The organism is Nocardioides ochotonae (assembly GCF_011420305.2).
Taxonomy (GTDB): Bacteria; Actinomycetota; Actinomycetes; order Propionibacteriales; family Nocardioidaceae; genus Nocardioides; species Nocardioides ochotonae.
This window is the reverse complement of the sequence record NZ_CP061769.1, coordinates 1491137-1507770: the sequence shown is the minus strand read 5'-3', so window position 1 is coordinate 1507770 and position 16634 is coordinate 1491137. Positions and strand designations below refer to the sequence as shown.

Annotated in this window: 12 protein-coding genes and 1 tRNA gene; 4 read left to right on the top strand and 9 right to left on the bottom strand. The window is 70.3% G+C overall.

The window, feature by feature from the left end; all coding sequences use genetic code 11:
- Positions 1 to 35 precede the first annotated feature (35 nt).
- Positions 36 to 512 carry a PaaI family thioesterase gene (locus HBO46_RS07365; protein ID WP_166139708.1) on the top strand — a complete coding sequence of 159 codons (477 nt, stop codon included), beginning with the start codon at positions 36 to 38 and terminating at the stop codon, positions 510 to 512.
- Positions 513 to 519: 7 nt separating this feature from the next.
- Here HBO46_RS07365 and HBO46_RS07360 read toward each other — a convergent pair whose 3' ends face one another.
- Complete coding sequence (locus HBO46_RS07360; protein ID WP_207950360.1) at positions 520 to 1107, bottom strand: GNAT family N-acetyltransferase; 588 nt, start codon at positions 1105 to 1107, stop codon at positions 520 to 522.
- A gap of 163 nt (positions 1108 to 1270) precedes the next feature.
- Here HBO46_RS07360 and HBO46_RS07355 point away from each other — a divergent pair, with 163 nt between their 5' ends.
- Together HBO46_RS07355 and HBO46_RS07350 are read left to right on the top strand one after the other, a co-directional pair.
- Positions 1271 to 2017 (top strand): DUF554 domain-containing protein, encoded by a 747-nt coding sequence (locus HBO46_RS07355; protein WP_191480214.1) that lies wholly within the window; start codon positions 1271 to 1273, stop codon positions 2015 to 2017.
- A gap of 210 nt (positions 2018 to 2227) precedes the next feature.
- Positions 2228 to 3460 (top strand): ABC transporter substrate-binding protein, encoded by a 1233-nt coding sequence (locus HBO46_RS07350; RefSeq protein ID WP_224769430.1) that lies wholly within the window; start codon positions 2228 to 2230, stop codon positions 3458 to 3460.
- A 297-nt stretch (positions 3461 to 3757) separates the two neighbouring features.
- Here the strand turns inward: HBO46_RS07350 and HBO46_RS07345 are convergent, their stop codons facing one another.
- The 5 genes from HBO46_RS07345 to HBO46_RS07325 all read right to left on the bottom strand — a co-directional run bounded on the left by HBO46_RS07345 (position 3758) and on the right by HBO46_RS07325 (position 8595).
- The gene (locus HBO46_RS07345; protein WP_166139706.1) at positions 3758 to 4546 is read right to left on the bottom strand and encodes an ABC transporter ATP-binding protein; all 789 of its coding nucleotides are present in this window, start codon (positions 4544 to 4546) and stop codon (positions 3758 to 3760) included.
- On the bottom strand, positions 4543 to 5448 hold the full coding sequence (locus tag HBO46_RS07340; protein ID WP_166139705.1) for an ABC transporter ATP-binding protein: 906 nt from the start codon (positions 5446 to 5448) through the stop codon (positions 4543 to 4545). Before HBO46_RS07340 ends, HBO46_RS07345 begins: the two co-directional genes overlap by 4 nt.
- Entirely contained in the window at positions 5438 to 6433 is a 996-nt protein-coding gene (locus HBO46_RS07335) for a branched-chain amino acid ABC transporter permease (RefSeq protein WP_166139704.1), read from the bottom strand. The genes HBO46_RS07340 and HBO46_RS07335 overlap by 11 nt, the downstream gene beginning before the upstream one ends.
- A gap of 9 nt (positions 6434 to 6442) precedes the next feature.
- The gene (locus HBO46_RS07330; protein WP_166139703.1) at positions 6443 to 7789 is read right to left on the bottom strand and encodes an ABC transporter permease subunit; all 1347 of its coding nucleotides are present in this window, start codon (positions 7787 to 7789) and stop codon (positions 6443 to 6445) included.
- A gap of 188 nt (positions 7790 to 7977) precedes the next feature.
- Entirely contained in the window at positions 7978 to 8595 is a 618-nt protein-coding gene (locus HBO46_RS07325; protein ID WP_224769429.1) for an ANTAR domain-containing response regulator, read from the bottom strand.
- A 49-nt stretch (positions 8596 to 8644) separates the two neighbouring features.
- Between HBO46_RS07325 and HBO46_RS07320 the strand changes: the two genes are divergently transcribed.
- Positions 8645 to 8726 (top strand) — tRNA-Leu (locus HBO46_RS07320).
- Between the two features lie 102 nt (positions 8727 to 8828).
- On the opposite strand, the gene pyk is transcribed toward HBO46_RS07320, so the two are convergent.
- From pyk to gltB, 3 genes are all read right to left on the bottom strand, one after another.
- Positions 8829 to 10304 (bottom strand): pyruvate kinase, encoded by a 1476-nt coding sequence (gene pyk, locus HBO46_RS07315; protein WP_166139702.1) that lies wholly within the window; start codon positions 10302 to 10304, stop codon positions 8829 to 8831.
- Positions 10305 to 10421: 117 nt separating this feature from the next.
- On the bottom strand, positions 10422 to 11888 hold the full coding sequence (locus HBO46_RS07310; RefSeq protein WP_166139701.1) for a glutamate synthase subunit beta: 1467 nt from the start codon (positions 11886 to 11888) through the stop codon (positions 10422 to 10424).
- Positions 11881 to 16434, bottom strand: coding sequence for a glutamate synthase large subunit (gene gltB / locus HBO46_RS07305; RefSeq protein ID WP_166139700.1), 4554 nt, complete (start codon positions 16432 to 16434; stop codon positions 11881 to 11883). The genes HBO46_RS07310 and gltB overlap by 8 nt, the downstream gene beginning before the upstream one ends.
- Positions 16435 to 16634: the final 200 nt, after the last annotated feature.

Below are 16634 nucleotides of genomic sequence, written 5' to 3'. Positions count from 1 at the left end.
CGCCGACGCTCCGGTCGTCGGCAACAATGCAGCGCATGAGCGCCGAGAGCCACCAGAGCACCGTCCCGAGCGTCGAGGACTACATCGCGAGCATGCCCCACGGCATGGGCGCCCTGAACGAGAAGATGGGCATCGAGCTCCTCGAGCTCTCCGCAGAGCGCGTCGTGGCGACGATGCCGGTCGAGGGCAACACCCAGCCCTACGGCCTGCTGCACGGCGGCGCCTCGGTGGTGCTCGCCGAGAGCCTCGGCTCCATCGGGGCCGGCCTGCACGGCTACCCCGACCGGGCGCCGGTCGGCGTGGACATCAACGCCACCCACCACCGCTCGGCGACCAGCGGCCTGATCACCGGCACCGCGACCGCGATCCACCTCGGACGCACCTCGGCGTCCTACGACGTGGTGCTCACCGACGAGCGCGGCAAGCGGGTCTGCACCTCGCGGATCACCTGCGCGCTGGTGCCCCTGGACCGGGTGGGCCTGGGCACGGCGCCGGTCGTAGCGGGGTCGTAGCGGGGTCCTAGCCGTCCTGCGGGACCGGCGGGACCTGCGGGTTCGCGCGGCGCATCGAGCGTCTCGCGGCCAGGACCGTGCCGAGCTGGCGCCCCGGACGCTGGGCGGCCGGCCGCTGGGCGGTGAGCTTGGCCCTGACCACCTGGGTGGGGGCGATGCGCAGGACGGCCTGCGGTCCCAGGGCCAGGCGGGCCATGAACCGGTTGCCGTCGCGCGAGCCCGAGGCCGCGGCCGTCATCAGGTGCGCGATGCCGAGCTCCTCGGCGTACGACACGGCGGCCTCCATCAGCTGGCGGCCCACGCCGTGGCGGCGGAACTCGGGCAGCACGTGCGGGGACTGGGCCTGCACGGCTGGCTCGAGGTTGATCATCGACTTGGTGGTGACCCGCAGGCAGACGGCGCCCGCCGGGCGCCCGTCGTACTCGGCGAGCAGGACCCGCAGGCTCGGCGACTCCGCGGCCCGGGCGATGACCGACTCGACGTCGGCGACCTGGTCGGCGTGGTCGCCGCGACGCAGCGAGTCGCGCCAGAGGGTGGCGAGGAACGGCGCATCGCCATGGGTGGCGGCGCGCAGGGACACGAGGGTACGGCTCAACGTTCCTTGGCCTTCCGGACTCGGGGTGTCGGGAGGCCAAGGTCCCCGTACAGGCCTCCTCCGAGGGGTGAGACTACGCTCAGCGCGCTCTCGCCGTCACCATCCGACTCACGGGTCACATCGACCCCGCGGCGCGGGGCCGGGCCGACGAGAGGGGCGGAGCGTGATCCCAGGGACAGGGACGGCTGTCAACGTCGTCGCCGTGCTCGTCGGCTCGCTGCTGGGCGTCCTGCTCGGCAACCGGCTCCCGCAGCGCACCCGCGACGCGGTCACCGACGGCCTCGGACTGGTCACGCTGATGATCGCCGCCACGACCGCCGCCGATGTGCTCTCCCCCGCACTGGCCGAGGAGGTCGGTGACAGCGCGCCGCTCCTGATCGTCCTGGGCGCGGTCCTGCTGGGCGGGATCGTCGGCAGCCTGCTGCGCCTCGAGCAGCGGGTCGAGGCCCTGGGCGGCTTCCTCCAGCGACGACTCTCCGGCGAGACCGGGAGCGCCGAGCGACAGCGCTTCGTCCAGGGCTTCGTCGCCGCATCCCTGCTGTTCTGCACCGGCCCGCTCACCATCCTCGGCTCCCTCAACGACGGCCTCGGCGCCGGCGCCGACCAGCTCGTCTTGAAGTCCGCACTGGACGGCTTCGCGGCGATCGCGTTCGCCGCGTCGTTCGGCTGGGGCGTCGCCGCCAGCGCCCTCACGATCGTCGTGGTGCAGGGCTCGCTCACCCTGGTGGGTCTCGGCCTGGGCGACGTGCTCCCCGCGGCGCACCTGGCCGCCGTGGGCGCCGTCGGGGGGCTGCTGCTCATCGGCATCGCGCTGCGCCTGCTGCGCATCCGCGAGGTCCCGGTCGCCGACCTCCTGCCGGCGCTGGTCATCGCGCCGCTGCTCGTGAGCCTGGTCACCAGTCTCAACTGACCGAGCCCGCCGGTCCCCGGGCGGTGGCGGATTGGTAACGGAACGGCCACAAAAGTTCCAGGAACGTGGTCCGGGTCACGAAACCTGCCGCCGCGCACTAGGTTTTCACCTGTCCAAGACTCCGCCTTGGAGCTTTGTGAGACCGGAGGACAGATGAAGCGCAATTCGACGACTCTTCGCCTCGCCGCTGTTGCTGCTGCAAGCGCGCTCGTGCTTTCGGCATGTGGCAGTGACGACTCGGGCGACGACGACAACACCGACGAGAGCGATGCACCGGCAGCGGTCACCCAGGGTGACGGCACTTTCACCGTCGGCTCGCTGCTCCCCGCCACTGGCAGCCTCGCGTTCCTCGGCCCGCCCGAGTTCGCCGGTGTCGACCTGGCGATCAAGGACATCAACGCGGCCGGCGGTGTCCTCGGCAAGGACGCCGTGCACGTGCGCGGTGACTCCGGCGACGCCGACAACGGCATCGCGCCCGCCGAGACCGACAAGCTTCTCGCGGCCAACTCCGACGTGATCGTCGGTGCCGCCTCCTCGGGTGTCTCGCTGACCGTGATCGACAAGATCATGTCGGCCGGCGCCGTCATGTTCTCCCCGGCGAACACCTCGACGGCGTTCGACGAGGGCGACTACGCCGAGGCGGACAACTACTTCCGCACGGCACCCTCCGACATCCTGCAGGGTGCCGTCATGGCCAACCTGCTCCTCCAGGACGGGCGCAACGACGTCGCGATCATGGCTCGCCAGGACGCGTACGGCGAGACGCTGGCCTCCGAGGTCCAGAAGAACCTGGAGAACGCCGGCAGCTCGGTCACCGCCACCGTCTTCTACGGCGAGAAGGCGCAGTCCTACGACTCGCAGGTCGCCGAGATCGCCGGTTCCGGTGCGGACGCGCTCGTGCTGATCGGCTTCGAGGAGACGACCACGATCATTCCGCAGCTGATCCAGGCCGGCGCCGGGCCGCAGGACATCCCGACGTACCTGGTGGACGGCAACACCGCCGACTACAGCGAGGACGGCACCACCACGCTGCCCCCGGGCACGCTCAAGGGCACCAAGGGCACCCTCCCCGGTGCCGACGCGGGCGACGACTTCCGGTCGCGTCTGAAGAAGGTCGACCCCAGCCTCACCGACTACTCCTACTCCGCGGAGTCCTACGACGCCGTGGTGGTCTCGGCCCTGGCTGCGATCGCGGCCGGCAGCGACGCCGGCGACGAGATCGCCAAGGAGATCCCGGGCGTGACCAAGGACGGCACCGAGTGCACCACCTTCAAGGAGTGCGCCGACCTGCTGGCCGACGGCGAGGACATCGACTACAACGGCGTCTCCGGGCCGATCGAGCTCGGTGAGACCGGCAGCCCGACCGCCGCGTCCATCGGCATCTACGAGTACGACGCCAAGAACAAGATCACCGCTGTCGACTTCATCGCCGGCGACATCTGATCCTGCACCACACGCGAACGTGCCCCCGGTCCTCGACCGGGGGCACGTTCGTTTTGGTCGTGCTCCTCAGCGCAGCAGTGATGGGGCCGCGGGGGCCAGGCCCGGTCGGGACCGCCTGCGGACGCGCGCGTCCGTCGGACACCGCTCCCGAGCAACAACACCGCCGTCGACCTCATCGCGGCCGACATCTGATCCTGCACCACAGAACGGACGTGCCCCCGGTCCTCGACCGGGGGCACGTTCGGTGTGTGTCGTGCTCGTCAGCGCAGCGGTGATGAGACCGCTACGACGGGCGGCTCAGCCGGCCTTGCCCAAGGTGCCGAGGTAGAGCTCGATCACCTTGGGGTCGTCAGCCAGCGACTTGCCGGTGCCGGTGTAGGCGTTGCGACCCGCGTCCAGGACGTAGCCCCGGTCGCAGATCTGCAGGCAGCGTCGGGCGTTCTGCTCGACCATGACGATCGAGACCCCGGCCCGATTGATCTTGCGGGTCTGGACGAACACCTCGTCCTGCATGACCGGAGACAGTCCGGCCGACGGCTCGTCGAGGAGCAGCACGTCGGGGTTCATCATCAGCGCGCGCCCCATGGCGACCATCTGCCGCTCGCCGCCGGACAGCGATCCGGCTCGCTGCTTGCGGCGCGAGCCCAGGGTCGGGAACAGGTCCGCGACGAAGTCGAACCGCTCGCCGAACGACTTGGGCCGCTGGTAGCAGCCCATCTCGAGGTTCTCCTCGATGGTCAGGCTCGGGAAGACGTTGTTGCTCTGCGGCACGAACCCGATCCCCTGGGCGACCAGCTGGTCAGCGCGCTGGTTGGTGATGTCGGCACCGTTGAGCAGCACCGTGCCGGTGTGCACCTTGACCAGCCCGAACATCGCCTTGAGCAGCGTGGACTTGCCGGCGCCGTTGGGTCCGATGATGCCGACCAGCTCACCGGGCTGGCAGTACAGGTCAGCACCGTTGAGGATGTTCACCCCGGGCAGGTAGCCCGCGATCAGGTTGTCGGCGCGCAGGACCGCGCCGTCGGCGCCCGCCAGGTGCACCTCGCGCTCGGGCGTCATGCCGGACGTGTCGGGCTGCTCGCTCATGCCTGCTCCTCCTCGATCTCGGCCAGGGCCTCGCGCTCGATCTCAGCCTCGTCGACCTCGGTGAGATCGGTGTCGTGGTGCGCACCGAGATAGGCGTCGATCACCCGCTGGTCGGCCATCACCGACTCCGGACGGCCCTCGGCCACGATCTTGCCTTGGGCCATCACGATCACCCAGTCCGAGATGTGCCGGACCATGTCCATGTCGTGCTCGACGAACAGCACGGTGCGGCCCTCGTCTCGCAGCGACTGGACGTGACCGAGCAGCGACTGCTTCAGCGCCGGGTTCACACCCGCCATCGGCTCGTCGAGCATGATCAGCGCGGGGTCGACCATCAAGGCGCGGGCCATCTCCAAGAGCTTGCGCTGGCCGCCCGAGAGCGACCCGGCGAAGTCCTCGCGCTTGGCGTCGAGCTTGAACCTGGTGAGGAGGCTGTCGGCGCGATCGGTGATCTCGTCCTCCTGGTCGGCCCAGAGCCACCTGAACGGCGCCGCCCAGAACCTCTCGCCGCGCTGGCCGGTCGCCCCCATCCGCATGTTCTCGATCACGGTGAGCTTGGCGAGGACCTTGGTCAGCTGGAAGGTGCGGACCATGCCCATCCGGGCGACCTTGTAGGCCGGCACCTTCTGCAGCGGGCGGCCGTCGAAGCTCCACTCCCCGCTGTCCGGGGTGTCGAAGCCGGTCAACAGGTTGAACAGGGTGGTCTTGCCGGCGCCGTTCGGCCCGATCAGCGCGGTGATGACGCCCCGCTGGATCTCGATGTGCTCGACGTCGACGGCTTTCAGTCCACCGAACGTGCGGGTGATGTTGCGCCCGACGATCAGCGGGTCGGGCTTGGCGGCTCCGGGCTCGGTGGGTACGTCGTCGAGTCCCGCCTGTGCCGCGCTCAGGTCAGCGCCCATCGATGGCCAGCTCCCTTCGGTCGCCGAAGATCCCCTGGGGTCGGAAGATCATCAGCAGCATCAGCGCCAGACCGGTCACGATGAAGCGAACCAGGCTGGCCTGGGTCTCGGTCATCGCCCAGGTCGGCAGCAACGGGTCGGCCCCGCTCGTGGCCTGGGCGAAGAACGCACCCAGGGCCGAGAGCAGGAACCAGTAGATGATCGCACCGGCGACCGGGCCGAGGACGCGTGCGGCGCCTCCGACCAGGAGCGCGGTGTAGGCCAGGAAGGTCAGCTGGGTGTTGTACTGGCTGGGCACCACCGAGGCCTGCTTCAGCGCGAAGAACAGGCCGGCCATACCTCCGAACATGCCACCCAGGATCAACGCCTGCATCTTGTAGGCGAAGACGTTCTTGCCCAGCGACCGCACCGCGTCCTCGTCCTCGCGGATCGCCCGCAGGATCCGGCCCCACGGGCTGCGCATCAGCGCCCACACGATCAGGCAGCTGATCGCGACCAGCGACCAGCCGACGGTGATGTTCCACAGGTCGCCACGGCTGAAGCTGATCAGGCCGAGGTCGATGCCCTCGGAGTAGGGGTTCAGGTCCTTGTAGACCTGCGAGTAGCCGGTCAGACCGTTGGAGCCGCCGAACTGGTCCTTCATCTCCACCGATCCGAAGACCAGCCGGAGGATCTCGGCGGTGGCGATCGTCGCGATCGCCAGGTAGTCCGCGCGCAGTCGCAGCGTGGGGAAGCCCAGGACCAGCGCCAAGACCAGTGCGGCCAGGAACGACATGACCACGCCGACCCAGAACGGCCAGCCGACGACCACCACCGTGACCGCCAGGCCGTACGCGCCGACCGCCATGAACCCGGCCTGACCGAAGTTCAGCAGGCCGGTGTAGCCGAAGTGGATGTTGAGACCGATCGCCGCGAGCGCGAACACGATCGCGTCCGGACCGAGCGCCTGGTTGAGCGCCGTCGAGAGGATGTCACCGAAGTCCACGTCTACCCCTTAACCGATCCGCTCTCGACGACCGAGGATGCCCTGCGGCCGGATCAGCAGGATGAGAATCAAGATCACCAGCGCGCCGACCTCCTTGATCGAGGACGGGACGCCGAACAGCGGTCCCACCTCCACCACGAGGCCGATCACCATTGCTCCGACCAGCGCGCCCCAGATGGTGCCGAAGCCGCCGAGCGTGACGGCCGCGAAGACCAGCAGCAGCAGCTTGAAGCCCATCTGGAAGTTGACCTGGCCGTCGACGGCGTACAGCACGCCGGCGAGGCCGGTCAGCGCGGTGCCGAGGACCCATGCCGCGTTGATCACGCTGTCGACCCGCATGCCGGAGGATGCCGAGAGCGCCGGGTTGTCGGAGACGGCACGCATCGCCTTGCCCAGCCGGCTGCGCATCATCGCCACACAGGTCACGGCGATGACGACGATGGCGATCGAGATGATCGCGATCTCCTTGTCGGAGAGCGAGACGAGCCCGTAGTCCTTGCGGGCCTGGGTCGTGTACTGCGACAGCGACCTGGTCGACCCGCCGAACGTGTACTGGTAGGTGCTGCGCAGGAACAACCCGAAGCCGATCGAGACGATCATCATCGCGATGATGCCGGTTCCGCGATGCCGCAGCGGGCGCCACAGCAGCCGATCCTGGCCGTAGCCGAAGACTCCGGCGAGCACGGTGGCGATGACCCCGGCGAAGATCACCGAGAGCCCCAGCCCCTGGTTGAAGACGTAGGTCAGGATCCCGCCCAGCGTGATCAGCTCGCCGTGGGAGAAGTTGCTGAGCCCGGTGGCGCCGAAGATCAGCGACAACCCGAGCGCCGCGAGCGCGATGATCAGGCCGAACTTCACTCCCGAGGTGAGGCTGGTGCTGAGCCTGTCCGCGAACGACGCCGTGTCGCCCGCGACCACCCCGATCGGGAAGACGCCGAAGTTGTTGGGTCCGTCGAGCCGGACCGCGATCGTGACCTCCGTGCGGGCGTCCTCGTCGAGCTGGACACCGTCGGGCAGCGTGGACTCGTCGAGGGTGACCGTGTAGGTCCCCTTCGCAGGTACGGCGATGATCGCGCGCCCCTCGGCATCGGTGACGCCCTCGCCGACCGCGGCGTCGCTCTCGTCGCTGACCCGCAGTGTCACGCCGGGCACCGGGGTCGGGTCGCCCTCCTCGTCGAGGTTGGACTCATCGCGCAGCACCACGTTGACCGCGGTCGCGTCGGGGTCGACCGGCGCCGAGGACGGCGAGCCCCCGGGGCTCGGTGACCCGCTCGGTGAGGGACTGCCACCGGGTGTCTCAGACACGCCTTCGGAGGCGTAGGCGGTCAGCGGCAGCGCGAGCGCCACCAGTGCCACCACAACGGACGCTAGGAGCGCCACCAGTCGCGAACCCACACACACCCCTCGCTGTCGCCCGACCCGGGTCGGGGCCGACCCTGGGCGGGCCGGTCTGCAAAGCACGGGAAGTCTAGGGGCACGTTGCGCAGATCACGTCCGACCACGCGGACCGAAACCAAACGGTTACCAGCGAGCGGTCAGGGAACTCAGCCGGCGATGCTCGGACCGTGCTCGTTGACGCCGTCGGCGACCTGGCGCATCGACAGGCGCAGGTCCATCGCGGTCTTCTGGATCCAGCGGAAGGCGTCGGGCTCGGAGAGCTTCAGCTGGGCCTGGAGCACGCCCTTGGCCCGCTCGACGGCCTTGCGGGTCTCGAGGCGGTCGGAGAGGTCGGCGACCTGCGACTCCAGCATGGTGAGCTCGGCGAACCGGCTCACCGCCATCTCGATCGCGGGGACCAGGTCGCTCTGGGAGAAGGGCTTGACCAGGTAGGCCATCGCGCCGGCGTCACGGGCCCGCTCGACCAGCTCACGCTGGGAGAAGGCGGTCAGCATCACGACCGGTGCGATCCGGCGGCTGGCGATGTGCTCGGCGGCGGCGATGCCGTCGAGAACCGGCATCTTGACGTCGAGGATGACCAGGTCGGGCCGCAGCTCCTCGGCGAGCTCGATGGCGCGCTGGCCGTCGCCCGCCTGACCGACGACCGTGTACCCCTCCTCGGTGAGCATCTCAGCGAGGTCCATGCGGATGAGGACCTCGTCCTCGGCGATGACGACGGTGCGGGTGTCCGCCGCGGCGGACGGGGAGGGGGCTGGCTGGCTCACGGACCACAGGCTATCCGGCCCGACTGATCCGGTAACGTGTGGGCGCTGGGCCGGGTTGGTGGAATGGCAGACACGGCGCTCTCAAAAAGCGCTGCCCTCTGGGCGTGCGGGTTCGACTCCCGCACTCGGCACCCCGCGTTCCTGCGCGGAGCACCGCACAGGAAACGACGACGGGGCCGCGCGATCGCGCGGCCCCGTCGTCGTACGGCTCTGGCAGGCCCGAAGGCTCGGTCTCAGGCCAGCCCGCTGGGCGGGTTGCGGTAGGCCCAGGCCACGCCGTTGCGGGCGTCGCCCATGCGGTGGATGCGCACCGCGTTGGTGGAGCCGGGGACGCCGGGCGGGGCGCCGGCGATGATCACCACGAACTCCCCCTCCTCGACGCGGCCGAGCTCGAGGAGCGTGCGGTCGATGAGCGGCGCCATCTCGTCGGTGTGGTTGACCGGGTGGGTCATGAAGGTCTCGACGCCCCAGGTGAGGGCGAGCTGGGAGCGCACCCGCGACTCGGGGGTGAAGGCGAGCAACGGGATGTCGGGCCGCATGCGCGAGAGGCGGCGCGCCGAGTCACCGGTCTGGGTGAACGCGACGAGGTACTTGGCCCCGATCCGCTCGGCGACCTCCACGGCCGCCTTGGCGATGACGCCGCCCTTGGTGTGGGGGTCCCACGGGATCTTGCGGATCACGCCGGTCGTGTCGTCGGCCATCGCGTACTGCTCGGTCGCGGTGATGATCCGCGACATGGTCTCGACCGTGTGGACGGGGTACTCCCCCACGCTGGTCTCACCGGAGAGCATCACGGCGTCCGCGCCGTCGAGCACGGCGTTCGCGACGTCCGAGGCCTCCGCGCGGGTCGGCGCAGGGTTGCTGATCATCGAGTCGAGCATCTGGGTGGCGACGATCACCGGCTTGGCGTTCAGCCGCGCCTTCTCGATGACCTGCTTCTGCAGGAACGGCACGTCCTCCAGCGGACACTCCACGCCGAGGTCGCCGCGCGCGACCATGAAGCCGTCGAAGGCCTTCATGATCTCGTCGAGGTTCTCGATGGCCTGCGGCTTCTCGATCTTGGCGATCACCGGGACCCGGATGTCCATCTCGTCCATGACCGCACGGACGTCCTCGACGTCCTTGGCGTCACGCACGAAGCTCAGGGCGATGAAGTCGACCCCGAGCTCGAGGGCGAAGCGCAGGTCCTCGAGGTCCTTCTCCGAGACGGCCGGCACCGAGACGGCGACACCCGGCAGGTTGATGCCCTTGTGGTTGCTCACCCGCCCGCCGACCAGCACCTCGGTGTGCACATCGGTGTCCTCGACCGCGACGACGCGCAGGCGCACCCGCCCGTCGTCGATGAGGATCGGGTCGCCGACCGCGACGTCGCCGGGCAGGCCCTTGTACGTCGTGCCGCAGACCTTCGCATCGCCCGGCACGTCACGGGTGGTGATGGTCCAGGCCTGGCCGCGGCGCAGGTCGACGGGGCCGTCGGCGAACGTCTCCAGGCGGATCTTGGGGCCCTGGAGGTCGGCGAAGATGCCGACCCCGTGGCCGCTCGCGTCGGCCGCCTCGCGGACCATCCGATAGGACTCGGCGTGGTCGGCATGGCTGCCGTGGCTCATGTTCAACCGCGCGACGTCCATCCCCGCGTAGACGAGCTCGCGGATACGACGTGGCGACGCGGTCGCGGGGCCCAGGGTGCAGACGATCTTGGCTCTACGCACGCCCCCGAGCCTACCGGTCCACCGGGCGGGCGGGCATTCGGCGCAGCGGCTCTGGACGCACCGGAGGCCAGGTCCCTGCCGCGGCAGGGACCTGGCCTCCAGGACCTCTGGTGGACCTCAGACGACGAGCGGACGCTCGGTCGGCTTGATGGGTGCGGGCAGGTTCGTGGACCCGGTCAGGAAGGTGTCCACGGCCGCGGCGGCCGCACGGCCCTCCGCGATCGCCCAGACGATGAGCGACTGGCCACGGCCCGCGTCGCCGGCGACGAAGACGCCCGGCACCGAGGACATGTAGGACAGGTCGCGCACGACGTTGCCGCGCTCGTCGAGGTCGACGCCGAGCTGCTCGACCAGGCCCGGCTTCTCCGGACCGAGGAAGCCCATCGCGAACAGCACCAGCTGGGCCGGGATCTCCCGCTCGGTGCCCTCGATCTCGACGAGCTTGCCCGCCTCGAAGCGGACCTCGACCAGGCGCAGCGCGCGGACGTTGCCGTCCTCGTCGCCGAGGAACTCCTGGGTGGACACGGAGTAGACCCGCTCGCCGCCCTCCTCGTGGGCCGAGGAGACGCGGTACAGCATCGGGTACGTCGGCCACGGCTGGCCCGCGGGACGCTCCTCGGTCGGCTGGGGCATGATCTCCAGCTGCGTGACCGAGCGCGCGCCCTGGCGGATCGAGGTGCCGAGGCAGTCCGCACCGGTGTCGCCGCCACCGATGATCACGACGTCCTTGTCGGTGGCCACGATCTGGCCCTCGACGCTCTCGCCGACCGCCGTGCGGTTGGCCTGCGGCAGGAACTCCATCGCCTGGTGGATGCCGCCGAGCTCGCGCCCGGGGACCGCCAGGTCGCGCGGCACGGTCGCGCCGATGGCGAGCACGACCGCGTCGTAGCGCGCACGGAGCTCCTCACCGGTGAGGGTGCCGCCGACGTCGACGCCGGCCCGGAAGACGGTGCCCTCGCGGCGCATCTGGTCGATGCGGCGGTCGAGGTGCTGCTTCTCCATCTTGAACTCGGGGATGCCGTAGCGCATCAGCCCGCCGACCTTGTCGGCACGCTCGTAGACGGCCACGGTGTGCCCGGCCCGGGTGAGCTGCTGCGCGGCGGCCAGGCCCGCGGGGCCCGAGCCGATGACCGCGACGGTGCGGCCCGAGAGCCACTCCGGCGGCTGCGGGCGCACGTAGCCGGCCTCCCACGCCTTGTCGGCGATGCTGACCTCGACGTTCTTGATCGTCACCGCCGGCTGGTTGATGCCGAGCACGCACGCGGTCTCGCACGGCGCCGGGCAGAGGCGACCGGTGAACTCCGGGAAGTTGTTGGTCGCGTGCAGCCGCTCGCTGGCAGCCTCCCAGTCGTCGCGCCACACCAGGTCGTTCCACTCGGGGATGATGTTCCCCAGCGGGCAGCCGTTGTGGCAGAACGGGATGCCGCAGTCCATGCAGCGCCCGGCCTGCTCGGTGATGATCGGCAGGAGGGCTCGCCCGGCGCTTCCCGGGTAGACCTCCTTGTAGTCGTGCACCCGCTCCTCGACGGGGCGGCGCGCGGCCACCTCGCGCGGGGTCTTGAGGAACCCCTTCGGGTCAGCCATGGAGGGCCTCCATCATCGCGTTCGCGGTCTCGTTCTCGTCGAGGCCTGCGGCCTCGGCCTTCGCCTTGGCCTCCAAGACGATGCGGTAGTCACGCGGCATGACCTCGGTGAACCGGGTCAGCGCCGTGTCCCAGTCCGCCAGCAGCGCCTCGGCGACGGCGGAGCCGGTCTCCTCGGCGTGGCGGCGCACGAGCTCCTCGAGCTCGGCGGCCGCGGGTCCGGTGACCGGGCCGAGCTCGACGAGCTCGCCGTTCACGCGGCGCTCGTCGAGGTCGAGCACCCAGGCGACACCGCCGGACATGCCGGCCGCGACGTTGCGGCCGGTCGGACCGAGGACCACCACACGGCCGCCGGTCATGTACTCGCAGGCGTGGTCGCCGACGCCCTCGGTGACCAGGCGGGCACCGGAGTTGCGGACGGCGAAGCGCTCGCCGGCGCCGCCGCGGACGAAGATCTCACCCGAGGTCGCGCCGTAGGCGAGCGTGTTGCCCGCGATGATCTGCTCCTCGGCGCGGAACGACGCGGCGCGGTCCGGGCGGATCACGATCCGCCCACCGGAGAGGCCCTTGCCGACGTAGTCGTTGGCGTCGCCCTCCAGGCGCAGCGTGATCCCCTTCGGCACGAACGCGCCGAAGGACTGACCGGCCGAGCCGAGGAAGGTGATGTCGATCGTGCCGTCGGGCAGGCCCTCGCCGCGGTAGCGCTTGGTCACCTCGTGGCCGAGGATCGTGCCGACCGTGCGATTGACGTTGCGGATCTGCACCTGGGCGCGGACCGGCTCCCCGCTCTCGAGCGCCGGCTGGGCCAGCGGCACCAGCTCGGTGAGGTCGAGGGACTTCTCCAGCCCGTGGTCCTGGGTGGTGGTGTTGCGCAGCGCGGCCCCCTCCGGGAGCTCGGGCAGGTGCAGCACCGGCGTCAGGTCCAGGCCCTGCGCCTTCCAGTGGGTCACGGCCTGCTCGACGTCCAGCGCCCCGACGCGGCCGACGGCCTCGTCCAGGGTGCGGAACCCGAGCTGGGCGAGGATCTCGCGGACCTCCTCGGCGATGTACTCGAAGAAGTTCACGACGTACTCGGCCTTGCCGGAGTAGCGCTCGCGCAGCACCGGGTTCTGCGTCGCGACGCCCACCGGGCAGGTGTCGAGGTGGCAGACCCGCATCATCACGCAGCCGGAGACGACCAGCGGCGCGGTGGCGAAGCCGAACTCCTCGGCGCCCAGCAGGGCGGCGATGACGACGTCGCGACCGGTCTTGAGCTGGCCGTCGGCCTGCACGACGATCCGGTCGCGCAGGCCGTTGAGCAGCAGCGTCTGCTGGGTCTCGGCCAGGCCGAGCTCCCAGGGACCGCCCGCGTGCTTGAGCGAGGTGAGCGGCGAGGCGCCGGTGCCGCCGTCGTGGCCGGAGATCAGCACCACGTCGGCGTGCGCCTTGGAGACGCCGGTCGCGACCGTGCCGACGCCGACCTCGGAGACCAGCTTCACGTGGACGCGGGCCTGCGGGTTGGCGTTCTTGAGGTCGTGGATCAGCTGCGCCAGGTCCTCGATCGAGTAGATGTCGTGGTGCGGCGGCGGGCTGATCAGGCCCACACCGGGCGTGGAGTGCCGGGTCTTGGCCACCCACGGGTAGACCTTGTGGCCGGGCAGCTGGCCGCCCTCGCCGGGCTTCGCGCCCTGCGCCATCTTGATCTGGATGTCGTCGGCGTTGGTGAGGTACTCCGAGGTGACGCCGAAGCGGCCCGAGGCGACCTGCTTGATCGCGCTGCGGCGCTCGGGGTCGTAGAGGCGCTCGGGGTCCTCGCCGCCCTCACCGGTGTTGGACTTCGCGCCCAGCCGGTTCATGGCGATCGCGAGGGTCTCGTGCGCCTCCTGGGAGATGGAGCCGTACGACATCGCGCCGGTGGAGAAGCGCTTGACGATCTCGGAGACCGGCTCGACCTCCTCGATCGGGATCGGCTGGCGACCGGTCTCGGCGGCGTCCTTGAACCGGAACAGGCCGCGCAGCGTCATCAGCCGCTCGGACTGCTCGTCCACCCGGGAGGTGTACTGCTTGAACACGTCGTAGCGACCCGAGCGGGTGGCGTGCTGCAGGCGGAAGACGGTCTCGGGGTCGAACAGGTGCGGCTCGCCCTCGCGGCGCCACTGGTACTCCCCGCCGATCGCGAGCTCGCGGTGCGCGGGCGCGATGCCGTTCTTCGGGTACGCCGCGGCGTGGCGGCGCGCCACCTCCTCGGCGATCGTGTCCAGCTCGATGCCGCCGAGCTTGGAGACGGTGCCGGTGAAGTACTTGTCGACGACCGACTGGGCGAGCCCGACCGCCTCGAAGATCTGCGCGCCGGTGTAGGAGGCCACCGTGGAGACGCCCATCTTGGACATCACCTTGGTGACGCCCTTGCCGAGCGCGTTGATCAGGTTCTTGACCGCGACCTCGGGGTCGGTCTTGACGTAGTAGCCCTCGCGGGCCAGGTCCTCGACGGACTCCATGGCGAGGTAGGGGTTCACCGCGGCCGCGCCGTAGCCGACCAGCAGGGCCACGTGGTGGACCTCGCGCACGTCGCCGGCCTCGACGAGCAGGCCGACCTGGGTGCGGGTCTTCTCGCGGACCAGGTGGTGGTGGATCGCGCCGGTGAGCAGCAGCGACGGGATCGGCGCCTTCTCCGCGGTGGAGTGGCGATCCGAGAGCACGATGATGCGGGCGCCGTCGGCGATCGCCGCGGACACCTCCGCGCAGATCTCGTCGATCCGCGCGGCCATCGCCGCGCCGCCGCCCTCGACGTCGTACAGGCCACGGGAGACGTGGGTGATGAAGCCCGGCATGTCGCCGTCGCGGTTGACGTGGCGGATCTTGGCCAGGTCGTCGTTGGAGATGACCGGGAACGGCAGCACGACCTGGCGGCACGACGCGGGGGTCGGCTCGAGCAGGTTGGACTCCGGGCCGATGGAGCCGTTCAGCGAGGTGACGAGCTCCTCGCGGATGGCGTCCAGCGGCGGGTTCGTGACCTGGGCGAAGAGCTGGCTGAAGTAGTCGAACAGCAGCCGCGGCTTCTCGCTCAGCGCCGCGATGGGCGTGTCGGTGCCCATCGAGCCGATCGGCTCGGCACCGGTGTTGGCCATCGGGGTGAGCAGGATCCGCAGCTCCTCCTCGGTGTAGCCGAAGACCTGCTGGCGGCGGGTGACCGAGGCGTGGGTGTGCACGACGTGCTCGCGCGCGGGGATGTCGTCGAGGTGGATCAGGCCGGCGTGCAGCCACTCGTCGTAGGGGTGCTCCGAGGCGAGCTCGGACTTGATCTCCTCGTCCTCGACGATCCGGTGCTCCTCGGTGTCGACGAGGAACATCTTGCCCGGCTGGAGGCGGCCCTTGCGCACGACCTTCGCGGGGTCGATGTCCAAGACGCCGACCTCGGAGGCCAGCACGACCAGGCCGTCGTCGGTGACCCAGTAGCGCGAGGGGCGCAGGCCGTTGCGGTCCAGCACGGCGCCGATCTGCGAGCCGTCGGTGAACACGACGCAGGCGGGGCCGTCCCACGGCTCCATGACCGTGGAGTGGAACTCATAGAACGCCCGGCGACGGGCATCCATCTCGGTGTGCTTCTCCCACGCCTCGGGGATCATCATCAGCACCGAGTGCGGCAGCGAGCGGCCACCGAGGTGGAGCAGCTCGAGCACCTCGTCGAACGACGCGGAGTCCGAGGCGCCCGGGGTGCAGATCGGGTAGAGCCGCTCCAGGTCGCCGGGGATCAGGTCGGAGGCGAGGAGCGCCTCGCGGGCCCGCATCCAGTTGCGGTTGCCCATCACGGTGTTGATCTCGCCGTTGTGGGCGATGAACCGGAACGGGTGCGACAGCGGCCAGCTCGGGAACGTGTTGGTCGAGAAGCGGGAGTGGACCACGGCGATCGCCGAGGCCATCCGCTCGTCGCGCAGGTCGGGGAAGACCTCGTCCAGCTGGACCGGGGTCAGCATGCCCTTGTAGACCAGCGTGCGCGAGGACAGCGACGGGAAGTAGACGTCGGTCTCCCGCTCGGCGCGCTTGCGCAGGCAGAACGCCAGGCGCTCCAGGGCCAGGCCGCTCAGGCGCGCGCCGCGGGCGGCGACGAAGAGCTGGGAGAACGTCGGCATGACCGCGCGGGCGGTGGAGCCCAGCGAGCTCGGGTCGACGGGGACCTCGCGCCAGCCGAGGACGTCGAGACCCTCCTCGGCCGCGATCGCCTCGACCTGGAGGCGGGTCTTCGCGACCTGCTCGGCGTCGCCGGGCAGGAACGCGGTGCCCACGGCGTACTGGCCGGCGCCGGGCAGCTCGATGCCGAGCTCGGCGGTGACCGCGCGCAGGAATGCGTCGGGGACCTGGATCAGGATGCCCGCACCGTCGCCCGAGTTGGGCTCGGCACCGGCGGCGCCGCGGTGGTCGAGGTTGAGCAGTGCGGTGACGCCCTGCTGCACGATCTTGTGGCTGGCCACCCCGGTGAGGGTCGCCACGAATGCCACACCACATGCGTCGTGCTCGTTGGTGGGGTCGTACAGCCCTTGGGGCGGCGGGAACGCGTGCTGATACGGCACGGGATCCTCCCGTCGTCGTCGGTGCCTGCATGACGACCGGCAGGGCCGGGAGCGCGCACGACAGGCAGATCGGCAGAAGCATGAAGAGCTTGGGACAGCACTGGCCCACGCGCGAAGGGAAAGATTACCAGCAAGTCACGGGCACGAGTCGACCGTGTTCAGTGGCTCGTGTCACGAGCCCGCACCGGCGGGCCCGCTCG